This is a genomic window from Rhodococcus ruitaii (assembly GCF_055230935.1).
In genome coordinates, this window is sequence record NZ_JBUYWC010000002.1 from 133,295 (window position 1) to 148,834 (window position 15,540).

The 15,540-nt window shown below is 67.0% G+C and carries 13 protein-coding genes; 11 read left to right on the forward strand and 2 right to left on the reverse strand.

The window, feature by feature from the left end:
- Positions 1-189: 189 nt before the first annotated feature.
- Positions 190-960: a type I methionyl aminopeptidase gene (gene map, locus ACZI8W_RS01685; RefSeq protein WP_463366751.1), complete on the reverse strand. Its 771-nt coding sequence runs from the start codon at positions 958-960 to the stop codon at positions 190-192.
- 72 nt (positions 961-1,032) lie between these two features.
- On the opposite strand from map, the gene ACZI8W_RS01690 reads away from it, so the two are divergent.
- The 11 genes from ACZI8W_RS01690 to ACZI8W_RS01740 all read left to right on the forward strand — a co-directional run bounded on the left by ACZI8W_RS01690 (position 1,033) and on the right by ACZI8W_RS01740 (position 14,897).
- On the forward strand, positions 1,033-1,308 hold the full coding sequence (locus ACZI8W_RS01690; protein WP_463366752.1) for a helix-turn-helix domain-containing protein: 276 nt from the start codon (positions 1,033-1,035) through the stop codon (positions 1,306-1,308).
- Positions 1,309-1,398: 90 nt separating this feature from the next.
- Entirely contained in the window at positions 1,399-1,605 is a 207-nt protein-coding gene (locus ACZI8W_RS01695) for a hypothetical protein (protein ID WP_463366753.1), read from the forward strand.
- Positions 1,606-1,699: 94 nt separating this feature from the next.
- Positions 1,700-2,203 carry a DUF2505 domain-containing protein gene (locus ACZI8W_RS01700; RefSeq protein WP_463366754.1) on the forward strand — a complete coding sequence of 168 codons (504 nt, stop codon included), beginning with the start codon at positions 1,700-1,702 and terminating at the stop codon, positions 2,201-2,203.
- A gap of 147 nt (positions 2,204-2,350) precedes the next feature.
- Complete coding sequence (locus ACZI8W_RS01705) at positions 2,351-3,553, forward strand: alpha/beta fold hydrolase (protein ID WP_463366755.1); 1,203 nt, start codon at positions 2,351-2,353, stop codon at positions 3,551-3,553.
- 68 nt (positions 3,554-3,621) lie between these two features.
- Positions 3,622-3,834, forward strand: coding sequence for a hypothetical protein (locus ACZI8W_RS01710; RefSeq protein ID WP_463366756.1), 213 nt, complete (start codon positions 3,622-3,624; stop codon positions 3,832-3,834).
- Positions 3,835-3,928: 94 nt separating this feature from the next.
- Positions 3,929-4,438, forward strand: a complete 510-nt coding sequence (locus tag ACZI8W_RS01715; protein ID WP_463366757.1) for an SgcJ/EcaC family oxidoreductase — start codon at positions 3,929-3,931, stop codon at positions 4,436-4,438.
- Between the two features lie 78 nt (positions 4,439-4,516).
- Positions 4,517-4,732 carry an RNA-binding S4 domain-containing protein gene (locus tag ACZI8W_RS01720; protein WP_463366758.1) on the forward strand — a complete coding sequence of 72 codons (216 nt, stop codon included), beginning with the start codon at positions 4,517-4,519 and terminating at the stop codon, positions 4,730-4,732.
- Positions 4,733-4,820: 88 nt separating this feature from the next.
- Complete coding sequence (recC, locus tag ACZI8W_RS01725) at positions 4,821-8,144, forward strand: exodeoxyribonuclease V subunit gamma (RefSeq protein ID WP_463367024.1); 3,324 nt, start codon at positions 4,821-4,823, stop codon at positions 8,142-8,144.
- 29 nt (positions 8,145-8,173) lie between these two features.
- Positions 8,174-11,491: a UvrD-helicase domain-containing protein gene (locus ACZI8W_RS01730; RefSeq protein WP_463366759.1), complete on the forward strand. Its 3,318-nt coding sequence runs from the start codon at positions 8,174-8,176 to the stop codon at positions 11,489-11,491.
- Positions 11,488-13,383: an exodeoxyribonuclease V subunit alpha gene (recD, locus tag ACZI8W_RS01735; RefSeq protein WP_463366760.1), complete on the forward strand. Its 1,896-nt coding sequence runs from the start codon at positions 11,488-11,490 to the stop codon at positions 13,381-13,383. Before ACZI8W_RS01730 ends, recD begins: the two co-directional genes overlap by 4 nt.
- Before the next feature lie 80 nt (positions 13,384-13,463).
- Positions 13,464-14,897: a lipase maturation factor family protein gene (locus ACZI8W_RS01740; protein WP_463366761.1), complete on the forward strand. Its 1,434-nt coding sequence runs from the start codon at positions 13,464-13,466 to the stop codon at positions 14,895-14,897.
- Between the two features lie 38 nt (positions 14,898-14,935).
- Here the strand turns inward: ACZI8W_RS01740 and ACZI8W_RS01745 are convergent, their stop codons facing one another.
- Positions 14,936-15,520, reverse strand: a complete 585-nt coding sequence (locus tag ACZI8W_RS01745; RefSeq protein ID WP_463366762.1) for a hypothetical protein — start codon at positions 15,518-15,520, stop codon at positions 14,936-14,938.
- Between the last annotated feature and the right edge of the window lie 20 nt (positions 15,521-15,540).

The window sequence follows — 15,540 nt, forward strand, 5'->3', positions numbered from 1 at the left end:
CGTCCTGAAGGTCGACTCGCGGCATTCGGAGGAGTGTCCTGCGATGATCAAGTCGCCCGGGTTGCGAACCCGCGCAAGGTCGGACTCACGACAGGGAGACCGCGATGACAGCCGAGCGAACTCTGGTTCGACGTCCGCGATGCCCTCGACCGCACGATCACCTTCGTTCGGAAGGTGACTGCATAGCTGTCAGGCGGCGGGGAGAGTCAGGACCTGCGCGACGTCATCGGTGACTGCGATGGTGTGTTCGCTGTGCGCGGTGCGTGAACCGTCCGCTGACCGGATGGTCCAACCGTCCGCGTCGTACACGATCTTGTCGGTTCCCGCCGCGAACCACGGTTCGAGGGCGAGGGTGAGTCCGGGCCGCAGGACCAGGCCTCGTCCCGCTCGTCCGGTGTTCGAGACGTGCGGGTCCTCATGCATGGTGCGCCCCAGGCCGTGTCCACCGAACTCGGTGTTGACCGGATATCCGTATTCGGCCGCGACCGTGCCGATGGCCGCGGAGATGTCGCCCAGCCTGTTGCCGGGGCGCGCGGCCGCAATTCCCGCGTCGAGTGCGTGCCTCGTCGCGTCGATCAACCGTAGGTCTTCGACCCTCGGTGTGCCGACGATGATGCTTCGTGCCGAATCAGCGACCCAGCCGTCGATCGAGACAGCGATGTCCATGCTCAGGAGATCGCCGTCGCGCAACGTGTAGTCGTGGGGGAGTCCGTGCAGCACGGCGTCGTTGACAGACAAGCAGATGACATTGCGGAACGGGCCGCGCCCGAACGAGGGAGAGTAGTCCCAGTAGCAGGACACCGCGCCGCGCTCTGCGATGAGATCGCGGGCACGCTCTTCGAGGTCGAGGAGGTTCACGCCGGGCTCGGCCCTGTTCGAGAGGTCGGCGAGCAAATCGGCGATGAAGGTACCGGTGACGCGCATGGCGGCAACTTCTCCGGGTGTCTTGAGCTCGAGCATCTGCAGTCCTTCGAACGTAGGAGACAACAACGATACCGGTATTTTAATACCAATCGGTGTAGGATCATGCGTATGGTTCGTCTCCCGCTCACCCCGGAACAGCTCGCCGCCGGCCGGCGCCTCGGTGGCCGCCTCCGCGCGGCGCGCGGTACGCGCACGCTCGCCGAGATTGGGAGTGAGGCGGGGATCTCCCCCGAAACTCTCCGCAAGATCGAAGCCGGTCGGATGGCGACACCCGCATTCGCGACGGTAGCCGCATTGGCGCAGGTCCTCGCAGTGCCCCTCGATGAACTCGCGGAACTCGTGCGCACTGCTCCCAGCGAAGAATCGATCCGACCGACCGGGTAAGAACCGGTCGCGCGTGTTTGGGCAGCGCCGCAACGGGGAACACGATTTCCCGAACCCTAGATCGAATGAGTCGAAAGTAGGGACGAAGCGATGGTCACTGCGACACCCGTACGGATCGACACCGCGACTCGCGACCGAGCGCTGACCGAGAGCGGAGCGGCAGGCGTCGTGCTCCTGGTGATCATGGTCGTACTCGGCGGTCTCGCAATGGCCTTCGTTGCGGGTTCTCCGCTACTCGGAGCTGCGGCGGCCGCTGCGATCGGCTTCGGCGCACCCGCTCTTGCCGCGCTGTTGTGAAGTTCTCGCGTCGGACGGGCATGCGTCACGGGTGCGTGCCGACGCGGGTGATCCCGTGGCGGAGCTGTGATGTGGGGGAGCTATTCTTCCCGCCATGTCGAAAGCATTTACCTTCACCACCGAATTCGAGCACGGCGTCGACGCGGTGCATGCTGCCCTGACCAGCGAGCAGTACTGGAAGGGCAGAGGCGGAGCCGACGCCGAGGGCAGCTCGATCACCGTGTCCGCTCCGGGCGGTCCCGGGACGATCCGAGTCGAGATCACCGGGCAGACGGACCCCTCGGGTCTACCCGCCGTGGTTCGTGGCATCCTGCGCGGCCCGCTGGAGATGAACCGGGCAGACGAGTGGAACGCACTCGACGGCGGCCACGCGCAGGGCACGATGACCGGCGGCTCGTCGAGCCTGCCCGTCTCGATCGAAGGCCGCTCCGAACTGCGCTCCTCCGCATCGGGCGGTTCTGTCGTCGAGGTCACGGGCGAAGTTGCCGTGAAGATCCCGGTCGTCGGCGGACAGGTCGAGGGCCTCGTCATCCAGATGGTCGAGAGCATCGTGAGTGCCGACCAGAAGGAACTGAACGACTGGCTCGCAGCCAAGTAAGTCGGTGGGGCCGCTCCGGCGGCCCCCCGTGCCGTATGTTCGGGTGGTATGGGATTTCGATCGCGTGCCACTCGAACGTCTTCTGATGCACAACGAACGGGACCGGAGCGCACCGCACGCCGCATCGCGCAACGCGATGGGCATCGGGTGGACAGGCCGGTCGGCGACGGCACCGATGCCCGCTTTCGCCTCACCTATCTCCGTACGGGTCCGCGCGGTCGCGTTCCGGTCCTGATCCTCCCCGGCGGGCCCGGGCTGGCATCGGCCGTGCCGTACCAGCGGATTCGGGCACTCGCGGCCCGCGACGGACTCGACGTGATCATGGTGGAGCATCGTGGCGTCGGGTTGTCCCGCCGAGACGAACGCGGACACGACCTTCCGGGCGAGGCAGTGACGATCGAGCGTGCCGTCGACGATATTGCTGCGGTCCTGGACCACGCCGACGTGCCGCGCGCGGTCGTCTACGGCTCGTCGTACGGGACCTTCCTGGCGCAGGGGTTCGGGGTGCGACACCCGGCGCGTGTCGCGAGCATGATCCTGGATTCGCCGGTGCTGTCTGTCGAACAGGATCTCGAGATGGCGCGTGCGTACCGTCGACGACAGCTTCTGGACGGCGCCGACCCCGAACTTGCATCGGTCGCCGAGGCAGTACGGGACGCGATCGATGCCGGCCTTCCGCAGGATGAGATCAGCGAAATAGTGCAGATCACCTACGAATTCGCCGGGCCGGACGTGCTTCGTGATCTCCTGCGCGAGCGCATTCGTGGACGCTTGCGTCGAACCTGGCGCACGGTGAGCGGACTCGGCCGATCCGAGGTCAGCGGCGCAGGGGTGCCCTATTATGCGGAGACCGATCTCGTGCGGGGCATCATGTACCGCGAACTGGGGTTCGGCCTCCCCGTCGACGGAGACCCGCTCGACCCTCAGTCGATCTTTGCGGCGGCGGGGCCGCATCCGGCGTACGACGCGGAACCGTTCGACCTACCTTCCCTGATCCCCGAGTTCACCTGGCCCACAGCGGTGCTGTCCGGTGAGCGTGATCTACGCACGCCGCGCCCCGTCGCGGAACGCATCGTGGAACTGATTCCCGGGGCGGTCCTCGTGCCGATCTCGGGGATGGCGCACAGCGCGCTTGATACTCATCAACTCGTGGCGGTCAGGGTTGCAGGTGCATGCTCGGAGGTGGGGGGCGGCAACGGGTTCGAGAGCCTGACCTCTTTGGTTCCCATGTTGTCGAGGTTGCCGAAGAGAGGAATGTCCAACACTCTCGGCCGGTCGATTGCGGCCGCGGTGGGAGTGGGCAGATGCGTGGGGTCGGTCGCGTCGCGCATCCGCCCCGGGACGAGCTGAGACGTGTGATATGCGACACGCCGACACTGGTCGTTGCGGGCGGCACGTAGTAGGCGCAGTATCGGGCCATGTCGGCGCCGTGGGATGACGATGGCGGTTTCGCATGGGAGCAACGCGAAGCCGGATACACCTGGGAGCAGATCGCGACCGAGCTCGGATGCCCCGCACATGTGGCGCGCGAGCTCGGCGAGAAGTACCACGCGGAATGCACGGCGTTGGCGCTGAGGGATCAGCTTCCACTGTTCGATATTCCCGGCGGAGGTGGTGCCTCGAGGGTGTGATCTGGGGGACGAAATGGGTAGTGTCCCGGATGTCTCCCGACGTCGTACCACGCACACTCGACATCGAGAATCTCCAGCAGTCGAAGGAGTCCCGATGTCGAAACGGCGAAGCACAGTGCTCACGCTCCTGTTCGGAGCGGCCACGCTGCTCGGCGGTGTCCCAACTGCGGGGGCCGCGCCACCGACTGCAGCGCAAGAACTCGCATCAGACCTTCAAGCGATAGAAGACCTGCGCGTGCGTCAGCACGACGCGTGGAGCACTGGTGACGGTGAAGCGTATGCCGCGATCCACACGCACGATGCCGACGTGGTGACCTTCAGCGGCGACCGGTTGCACGGCCACGACGAAATCGCATCGGGCATGCAGTACTTCTTCGACACCTACGTCGGCGGCACCGAGCTGAAGGAAGTCTCCGAGAACATCGCCTTTCCCCGACCGGACATGGCCATCATCATCCGCACCGGGTGTGTGCTCTGGAACGGCGAGACGGAGTGCAGCGACGAGGCGTTGTCGCGGAATACGACTGTCGCGTTGAAGACGGATGGGCAATGGCTCATCCGCTCGTTCCAGAACAGCCGTCTCGACCCGCTCCTGCCCGGGTGAGCTCAGTTCGTCGCGAGTTCACCTGATCATCACCGGCCGGTGACCGTGTTGATGCATTACCCCGCGACCATCGAATGCATGCAGGCACTCGTGCCCGACTCGCTGTTCGGATTCCTCCAGGAAAGTGGCCTGGCCGCCTCCGGAGGTGAAGCCGCAGCGTTGCTCATGGAAGGCGCAGTATGCGTCAACCACTTTCCCGTGCGTAGTCCACGGAGGCAGTTGAAGGCCGGCGATGTGGTGTCGGTGTCGGGGAGCCACGCGGTTGCAGTGTTCGGAGCAACGTCCCTGCTCTGACGTTCGGGAAGCGCAGGCCGTCGGCATCTGTCGGCGCGGTGTGATAAGCCGTAGCCGACGGATGAACGACAACGAGGGGGAGCTGCGCGTGCTGAGACTGCATCGTGCCGAGTGCACCGACACGTTGGCCGATGCACTCGCCGAGCTTCTGTCCACCCCGCTGCCCGACCCGTTCGCCCACGAGGTCGTCGCGGTTCCGGCCCGCGGGATCGAGCGCTGGCTCACCCAGCGGCTGTCGACCGTGCTCGGTGCTGTCGCAGGCGATGGGGTCGCCGCGAACATCGCCTTCCCGTCACCGGCCCGCCTCGTCGACGAGGCGTTGTCCGCTGCCGCGGGAACCACCCCCGACGACGATCCGTGGCATCCGTCGCGTGTGCTGTGGACGCTGCTCGACGTCATCGACGAAAGCCTCGGCCAACCGTGGTGCGCAGCGCTGACGCGGCACCTCGGCCACGGTGCCGACGATCACCGGGCCGGCCGTCGCTACGCCACCGCCGAACACCTCCGCGACCTGCTGCGCAGCTACGGTCAGCAACGGCCGCGCATGCTCACCGACTGGGCCGACGGGCACGACACCGACGGCACAGGCGCTCCGCTCGGCGAGCACTTGAGGTGGCAGGCCGAGCTGTGGCGCCGCCTGCGCGACCGCCTCGGTGTCGACAGCCCCGCTCAGCGGCTCGACGAGATGTGCGCGCGTCTGCGGGCCGAGCCCGGCATCGTCGGGCTACCCGATCGACTGTCGCTGTTCGGGCCGACCCGCCTGGACCGGGTGCAACTCGAGGTGCTGGCGGCGCTGGGTGCCCGCCGAGACGTCCATCTGTGGTTGCCACACGCGAGTCCTCGGATGTGGGCGAACCTCTCGGCCTGCGAGCCGGCCTTGCGGCGCGCGGACGACCGCAGTGTCGATCTTGTCACTCATCCCCTCCTCGCTGCGCTCGCTCGCGACGTCCGCGAACTGCAGGGCAGGTTGTCCGAGCTCGGCGCGGTGGACGAACTGCATGACGTGCCTGCGCCACCCGACACGCTGCTCGGCAGGCTGCAGGCCGACATCCGGGCCGATCGCGCTCCGACGCGACGGGGGGTTTCGGGGCGAACGACGCGATCGGGAGGGCCACGGGTCGATGACACCGTGCAGATCCACGCGTGTCACGGGCCTACTCGCCAGGTCGAAGTGCTCCGCGAATGTCTGTTGCACCTGTTCGAGGACGATCCGACGCTCGATCCTCGCGACGTCATCGTCATGTGCCCGGACGTCGACACCTACGCGCCGCTCGTCGCGACATCGTTCGGCCAGGACGTCGGCGGACACCCCGGGCACCGCCTGCGGGTCCGCCTCGCCGACCGCGGACTGCGTCGCACCAACCCGGTGCTGTCTGTGGTGGCCGCCCTGCTGGACCTCGCCGATGCGCGCGTCACCGCGAGCGACGCACTCGACCTCGCTGCATCGGCGCCGGTCCGGCAGATGTTCTCCTTCGACGACGACGACCTCGAGCGACTGCAGGAATGGACCACCGAATCAGGCGCCCGCTGGGGTCTGGGCACACGCCAACGCAGCGCGTTCGGGCTCGCCGACTTCCCACAGAACACCTTCGGCACCGCACTCGACCGGGTCCTGCTCGGAGTCACCGCAGACGGTACCGACAGCGAATGGCTCGCTCTCGCAATGCCGCTCGACGACGTAGAGAGCAACGACATCGATCTCGCTGGGCGATTCGCCGAGTACGTGGACCGGCTCGACAAAGCGTTGTGGGTTCTGCGTCGGCCACAAGCCGCGGAGCAGTGGGCGGAGGCGCTCGCCCACGCACTCGATCTGTTGGTGGACGTTCCCACCGCCGACGCTTGGCAACGAGCGCAGGCGCATCGCGAGATCGGCGCGGCGGTCGAACACAGCGGCGACGCCGAGCTGCGACTTGCCGACGTGCGGGCGATGCTCGCCAGCCGATTGGCCGGTCGACCCACCCGGGCGAACTTCCGCACCGGCGAGCTGACGGTGTGCACCATGGTGCCGATGCGCTCGGTACCCCATCGGGTGGTGGTGCTACTCGGACTCGACGACGACGTCTTCCCCCGCAGCGCACACATCGACGGCGACGACGTGCTCACTCAGAACCCCCGCATCGGTGAACGCGATCCTCGAAGCGAAGACCGGCAGTTGCTGCTCGACGCGATCATGTCGGCGGGCGAGAAGGTGCTGCTGTTCTATACCGGTGCCGATCCGGTCACCGGTGCACCTCGACCGCCCGCTATTCCGCTCAGCGAAGTACGAGACGTGGTCGCCACGATGATCGGTGGCGCGGATGCCGGCGTCACTTCGGTGGTCCGACACCATCCGCTGCAGCCCTTCGACGCCCGGAACTTCCTGCCCGATGCGCCGTTCAGTTTCGACGAGACGGCGCTCGCCGGTGCCCGCGCGGCACAGAGCCCGGTCACGGCGGACGCGACCCCTGCTCTCGCTCAGATGCTCCTCGCCCAGCCCGAACAGCAGACCGACATCGACCTCGCCGACCTCGTCGCGTATCTCGTGCATCCCACACAGGGTTTCCTGCGGCAACGGCTCGGCATCCGTATTCCCGAACTCGACGAAGGCGCGGCCGATGCGCTCGATGTCGGTCTCGACCCGTTGGCCCGCTGGAGTCTCGGCGATCGCATGCTCGAATCTCGGCTCGCAGGTGTGTCCGCAGCCGACTTTCGGGCCGCGGAATGGCGCCGAGGGACGCTCCCGCCGTATGCACTCGGCGAGAGTTCGCTCGACGACATCACCAATGCGGTGGAACACCTTGTGTCCGCGTGTGCGGCCGTGCACCGCGGCCGGTCCACCACCATCGACACGATGGTGGACCTGGGCGGTGGGCGACGGCTCACCGGTACGGTCGGTGGGCTCCACGGCAACGTGATCGCACGCAGCATCTTCTCGAAGTTGTCTGCCAAGCACCGGATCACCGCATGGGTCCAGCTCCTCGCCGTCGTCGCATCCGGCCATGACGGCAGATGGCAGGCCGTGACCACGGGGCGCGGCCGCGGTCGGATGCCGGCGTGGCGTTCGACGATGGTGGCGCCCGACAACGCCCACGAACTGCTCCTGCAGCTCGTAGACCTCCGCGACCGCGGCCTGGGTGCGGCGCTCCCTCTGACGACGGGAGCGTCCGCATCGTATGCGGAGCAGCGTGCCCGCGGTGGCTCCGCCGACACGGCACTTGATTCCGCAGGGGGCGAGTTCGGCGGAAAATTCGGCGATGGGAAGGACCGGCACGTGCAGTACCTGTACGGCAGCGGCGTCGGGTTCGGGGATCTGATCGCTGCCGAACCGCTGGTAGACGAACGCACCTGGTTCGACGACCCGACCCGGTTCGGCGTGCTGTCACGCCGGTTGTGGGAACCGCTGCTGGCAGCGGAAACACAGGGACGTCCGTGATGGAAAGTGACATCGTGCGGGAAGACGCAATGACCGACAACGCGACAGCGCCGGACAACGTGACAGTATCGACCGCAACGGGTTTCGATCTACTCGGTGCGCTCCCGACGGGGACGACGGTACTCGAAGCGTCGGCCGGGACCGGGAAGACCTACGCGATCGTGGGTCTTGCGACCCGTTACGTGGCCGAAGGTATCACCGACCTGTCCGACCTACTGCTCGTCACCTTCAGTCGCGCAGCTACGCAGGAACTCCGGGAACGGACCCGCGCGCGGTTCGCCGAGGTCGTCGATGCCCTTGCGCACCCGCAGGTAGCTGCAGCCGGCAGCGATCCGCTGATCCGGTATCTGGCTGCTCATGACGTCGGCAACCGTCGCACCCGCCTGCGGCAGGCCTTGTCGGATTTCGACGCCGCGACCATCGCCACGACACACGGGTTCTGCCAGCGCATGCTCGACGAGCTCGGTATCGCCGGCGAGCGTGAACCCCACGTCACGGTGGTCGAGGACGTCGACGATCTCACGCTCGAGGTCATCGCCGACATCTACCTGCGTCGGTACGCTCGATGCGAGCCACCGATCTCCTACGCAGAAGCCAAGATCGCCGCCCGCGCAGCGATCTTCGACCAGCAGGCGACGCTCGCCCCCGAACACGCCGATGGAACGCCGGCGGGGGAACGCGTCGAGTTCGCGCACCAGGTACGTGCGGAGGTCGAGCGCCGGAAGCGAATGACGGGGCTGCGCGACTTCGACGACCAGCTCGCGCTGCTGCACCGTGTGTTGAGCGATCCCGAGTACGGTGCGGCCGCATGCCGGCGGATCCGCGCACGATTCGGTGTGGTCCTCGTCGACGAATTCCAGGACACGGACCCCAAGCAGTGGGAGATCCTCCATCGGGCGTTTCACGGCCACAGTACTCTGGTGCTGGTCGGCGACCCGAAGCAGGCGATCTACGCCTTCCGTGGAGCGGAGGTGCTGAGCTACCTCGATGCGGTGAACACGTCCGACGCGCACCGAGAGCTCACCACCAACTGGCGTAGCGACCCTGACCTGATCGCCGCACTTGAATGTGTGTATGGCGGTGCAGCACTGGGAGATTCGAGGATTGTCGTGCATCGGGTCGACGCGGCACGCAACGGGACGCGTCTCGCGGGAAGACCTCCCCTGCGTCTGCGTCACCTGCCGCGTACCGGCGCCGGACCACTGGGCAAGTCGGGATACCCGACGATCGGGCCGCTGCGAGTCAATGTTGCCCGCGACGTCGCTGCCGATGTGGTCGCGCTGCTCGACAGCGACGCCACGATCGAACGAGGCGGGCGCCCGGAGTCGATGGAACCCGGCCATATTGCGATTCTCGTGCGGACGCACGCCCAGGTGTCCCTGGTGTACGAGGAACTGCAACGGACGGGTGTGCCATGCGTCCTCGCCGGTGGTACGAGCGTGTTCACCACCCCCGCAGCCCAGCAGTGGCTATGGGTACTGCAGGCGCTCGAGCAAGCGCACCGCGCCGATCGGGTGCGTCTCGCAGCGCTGACACCGCTGCTCGGATACACCGCAGAAGAGCTCGTTGCACGCGGCGACGAATTGATCGCGCAGGTCGGGGGTGTGCTCCGTGACCTGGTGATGGTGTTCGCACAGTCCGGATTCGCTGCCCTGTTCGAGCGCCTCGCCACCGTGAGCCGACTCGAGGCGCGGCTGCTGCGAACGGCGTCGGGGGAGCGGCACCTGACCGACCTTCGGCACATCGCGGAGTTGCTCGACGACGCCGCCACCTCCGACTCGTTCGGTATTGCGGCGCTGGCGCGATGGTTCGAAGACCGGATGAACGATCCGGGCCGAGGCAGCTCCGACCGCAGTCGCCGACTGGACAGCGACGCCGCCGCCGTACAGATCCTCACGGTGCACGGCAGCAAGGGGCTCGAATTCCCGGTCGTCTACGTGCCGTACGCATGGGATGCGGCCAAGAATCCGTACCCCGACACGCTGCTGCTGCACGATGGCGGCCGCCGCATCCTGGACGTCGGCGGTGAGGGGAGCCCGGGCTACGGCGAGCGGCGCCGCACCCACGAGGCCGAGGAAGCCGGGGAGGAACTCCGCCTGCTGTATGTGGCACTGACCCGCGCGTGCTGTCAGCTCACTCTGTGGTGGGCTCCGTCCTACGGGACCGCCCGCTCACCGCTGCACCGTGTGTTGTTCGCCCGCAAACCAGGCACCTCCGAGGTTGCGCCTGCAGCAGGAATTCCCGCAGACTCGGTGATGGCCGATCAGTTCGAGTCGTGGGCGAAGACCGCCGGCGGCCGGATCTCCGTGGAAGCCACGGGGGTCGTCGGTAAGAAGGCGATCAGTTGGTCGAAGCCGCGGCCCGGTGCGGCGTCTCTGGAAGCTGCACAGTTCACCCGGGTACTCGACAGCGCGTGGCGGCGCACCTCGTATTCGGCGCTCACTGCCTCGGCGCACGACGGTGTCGGTGTCGGCAGCGAGATCGAAGAACCGGAGACGGACGACGAGCCGGAAGAACCTCCGTTGGCGACGCCCGATTCCCCGGTGGAGGGAATCCCGTCGACCATGAACCACCTGCCCGGCGGCACGGTTTTCGGCACGCTCGTCCACGCCGTACTCGAAATCGTCGACACCGCCAGCGCAGACCTCGAAGCCGAACTCGCCGAATGCTGTCGGATCGTGGTGGCGCAGCGGCTGTCCGACATCGATCCCGACGAACTCGCGCACGCGCTGCTTCCCGTCCTGCACACCCCGCTCGGCCGGCTCGGCCGGACGCTCGCCGACTTCCCGCCGAAAGACAGGCTCGCGGAGCTCGACTTCGAGTTGCCGCTGGCGGGCGGCGACGATCCCGCCGCCACGACGGTCACCCTGGGGCAGGTCTCCGACCTGCTACGACATCACCTCGAGCCCGACGATCCGCTGTTCGGGTACGCCGATCACGTGCATACTCTCGAGCCGGTACCGTTGCGCGGATACCTCACGGGCAGTATCGATGCCGTCCTGCGCGTCGACGGACCTCGGTTCGTCGTAATCGACTACAAGACCAACCGGCTCGCCCCCGGGGAACTGACCACGGGGCACTACACCCGCAGCGCGATGGCAGCGGAGATGATCCGAGCTCACTATCCAATGCAGGCACTGTTGTATTCGGTTGCGCTACACCGATATCTGAGGTGGCGCCTGCCCGGCTACGATCCGAAGACCCATCTCGGTGGCGCGCAGTACCTGTTCGTGCGCGGCATGGCGGGGCCGGCCAGTCCCCCCGGCAGCGGCGTGTTCGACTGGACGCCACCCGCCGTGCTCGTCACCGACCTGTCGGATCTGCTTGCGGGAAGGGCACTACCGTGATCGAAGCCCGAATTGCGCAGCGGGGTAAAGGCGCACTGCGCGAGTTCAACGAGGCCGGGGTGCTGGCCGCCGCCGACGTCCACGTCGCGCTGAGACTCGCGAACCTCGGCGGCGAACCGAATGCAGACGTGCACCTCGCCACCGCCCTCGCGGTCCGTGCCGTGCGCTCCGGTTCGGTGTGCCTCGACCTGACGCGACTGCGCGACGTCACCGTCGAGGAGGACGAGGACGGCAATCCGGTGGTCGACCCGGAGTCGCTGCCGTGGCCACCCGACCGCGAGGTGCTGGGCGCGCTGCAGCGCAGTCCGCTCGTGATCGGCAGCGACCACGGGTCGCTGCGCCCGCTGCGTCTCGTCGACACGGTCGAAGGGCCGCTGCTGTACCTCGACCGGTACTTCCGGCAGGAACAGTCGATCCGGGAGATCCTCGCTGCCCGCGCCGACAGCTTCCCCGCCGTCGACGACGATCGGCTCGCTGTCACACTCGACGACTTGTTCCGCGACCAGTCCGATCGTACGAAGCCGTCTCCGGCGCCCGATCGTCAACGTGTCGCGGCGGCGCTCGCCGCCACACACCGCACCACCGTCATCGCAGGCGGGCCGGGAACCGGAAAGACGCACACCGTCGCGCGGATCCTCGCGCTGCTGGAGACGATGCACGGACCGGGTCTGCGCATCGGCCTGGCGGCACCTACCGGTAAAGCCGCGGCACGTCTGCAGGAGTCTGTGCGCGAGCAGGAGTCGGTGTTGTCGCTGCCGACGGGACTGACGGCCATGACGCTGCACCGTATGCTGGGCTGGCAACGCGGGCGCACCCGCTTCCGGTACCACGCCGACAATCACCTGCCGTACGATCTCATCGTCGTCGACGAGACCTCGATGGTGTCGCTGACGATGATGTGCCGGCTCCTCGAAGCGATCCGCCCCGATGCGCGCCTCGTCCTGGTCGGCGACCCCGACCAACTCGCCTCCGTCGACGCCGGTGCGGTGCTCGCCGACCTGATCGCGCGTCCGGTCTCCGGCGATGTGAACCCGGCGTTCAGGAGGGCCGCAGCCCAGGACCTCGAGGCTTCGGGCGATCCGAACGAGGCCACCTTCAGCTCCCGCGAACACGACCGGTTGCGGGGTGGGATCGTGCGGTTGAGCCGTGGCCGCCGCTTCGGCGGGGAGATCGCGCACCTGGCCGTCGCGGTGCGCGACGGCGACGGCGACAAGGTCATGGAGATTCTGAACAGCGGAGCGCCGGAGATCGCGTTCCACCGGCCCGACGACGTCGAGTCGCTGCGGCACGACGTGGTGGGCTCGGCTCGGGACGTCACCGCAGCCGCTCTGGCCGGCGACGTTCAAGCAGTGCTCGAACGGTTCGAGACGCACCGTCTGCTGTGCGCGCACCGCGACGGCCCGTACGGGGTGCAGCGGTGGGCGCGGCAGGCCATGGAGTGGATCGGCGAATCGACGGGCCGTCGACTCGACCCCGAGCGATGGTATCCGGGGCAGCCGCTGTTGGTGACGGCCAACGACCACGAGGCTCGTATCTACAACGGCGATACCGGTGTCGTCGTGCGCCGCGACGACGGTGAACTCGCAGCCGCCTTCGCACGCGGCGAGCAGCCGTTCGTACTCCACCCGAGCCAACTGTCGGCGGTGCAGACCGTGTACGCGATGACGATCCACCGGAGTCAGGGCAGCCAGTACGGCACCGTGTCGGTGATCCTGCCCGACGAACGATCCTCACTGCTCACCCGCGAACTGCTGTACACCGCGATCACGCGTGCGCGGTCCAAGGTGCGGGTCGTCGGGACGGAAGCGGCGGTGCGCGCGGGTGTGGAACGTCAAGTGCTGCGAGCGAGCGGGCTGCGCCGGACGATTCGCAGCCACGCGACTCGTATCTGACACCGGGGTCCGTCCGCCGTGACACCCTGTAGGGGGACGGTGCTCGGCCCCGCACCCGGGGCGGACGGGATCTCACGACAGTGCACTGGTTGGACGCGGACGAGTATGTGATCGGGCGGCTGCTGGTCACCCGGGGCCTTGCTGCGCTGTACCTGATTGCGTTCCTCGCCGCCCTACTGCAGTTCCGTGCACTGATCGGTGAACGAGGAATGTTGCCGGTGCCCGACTTCGTGCGGAAACACCCGTTCCGCTCGTCCCCGAGCCTGTTCCACTGGCGGTTCACCGACCGCACTTTCGCCTCAGTAGCGACACTCGGTGCGATTCTGGCGGCCTCGACTGTTCTGGGTGTCACCGAGCGTCTGCCGTTGATCGTCTGCACGCTCGTGTGGTTCACGCTGTGGGTGCTGTACCTGTCGATCGTCAATGTGGGGCAGATCTGGTACTCGTTCGGATGGGAATCGCTCTTGCTCGAGGTCGGCGTACTCGCGATCTTCCTCGGCAACGCGGAGACCGCACCGCCAGCCCTGGTGTTGATCATGCTGCGGTGGTTGCTGTTCCGTCTCGAGTTCGGTGCGGGACTGATCAAGTGGCGCGGGGACCGCTGCTGGCGCGACCTGACCTGCCTGTACTACCACCACGAAACCCAGCCGATGCCCGGCCCGTTCAGCCGGTGGTTCCACCACTTGCCGAGGTGGCTGCATCGGATCGAGGTCGTCGGCAACCATGTGACCCAACTCGTGATCCCGTTCGCGTTGTTCACACCGCAGCCTGTCGCGGGGATCGCTGCCGGAATCATGATCGTGACGCAGCTGTGGCTGGTGCTCAGCGGCAATTTCGCGTGGTTGAACTGGGTCACCATTGTGCTGGCGTTGTCGGTGCTGCCCGACGGCTTCTACGCCGTCCTCATCACCCCGAACTCCGACTTCGGTCCTACGCCCGAGCCGTTCACCGCGGCAGTCCTCGCGCTGACCGCTCTGGTTGCGGTTCTGAGCTATCGGCCGGTGCGGAACCTGATATCGAAGCGGCAGGCGATGAATGCGTCGTACAACCCGTGGCATTTCGTCAACACCTACGGCGCGTTCGGCAGCATCACCCGAATCCGCAGGGAAGTGATCGTCGAGGGCACCACCGATGCGGTGATCACCCCGGCAACCGAATGGCTCGAGTACCAATTCGACGGCAAGCCCGGCGACGTGTTCCGTCGGCCTCGCCAATGCGCGCCCTACCACCGTCGACTCGACTGGCTGATGTGGTTCGCCGCGATCTCGCGCGACTACGCTGCCGGCTGGTTCCCGCGTTTCGTCGCGCGACTCCTCGACAACGACCCCGACACCCTGCGGTTACTGCGTCACAACCCGTTTCCGGACGTACCTCCCGCTTTGGTCCGTGCCCGAGTGTTCCGATACCGATACACCACGAGGGCGGAACAGCGCGCGACTGGCGCGTGGTGGGTGCGGGCACCGGACGGCGACTTCATGCTGCCGGTATCGCGCACCGACCTGGCCGGCTTCTGAATCCGCCGCTACCGGGCGATACACACGCACACGGACACTCACCACAACTCGTAGTCGTCGGAGGACACGGTGAATCCGTGCGCGTCCGACTCGCACGTCACACCGGTGCTTTCGTCGATGGTGCAGGTGAATACGCTGACCTTCAACGCCTCCCCGTACGGAAGGACTTGTGCGGTCCGGTTGGGGTCCATGAACGCGATGTCGCCGATGCTGCTGAACTGACCTTCTCCGGACGATTCCACGATCACGACGTTCGCAGGCACCATGACGTCCGCCGCTCCGCTGCCGGGAACACGGGGTGCGCTCGACGGCATGGTGCCCTGACAGCCCGCAACAGGATCGGTGTGAGTGAGGATCGCGCACTCGAACTTTCCGCTCTCGGAGAGGAAGTAATACACGCCGGGCTGTGAACCCGCGTAGTCCGCGGGATCGGCTTGAACAGGTGCTGTGGTCGTGGTGGTCGTTGTGGTCGTGGTCGTCGGCGCGGCCGATGTGGTCTGTGCCGCGGACGTGGCCGGGTCAGCGGCGGTGGCCTCTCCGGAAACCGTGTCGCCGCATGCTGTGACGGTGACAAGTGCTACGGCGACTGCGATGAACGATGCGGTAGTGCCCCGACTGATCATGCCCGGGAGCATAGCGACCC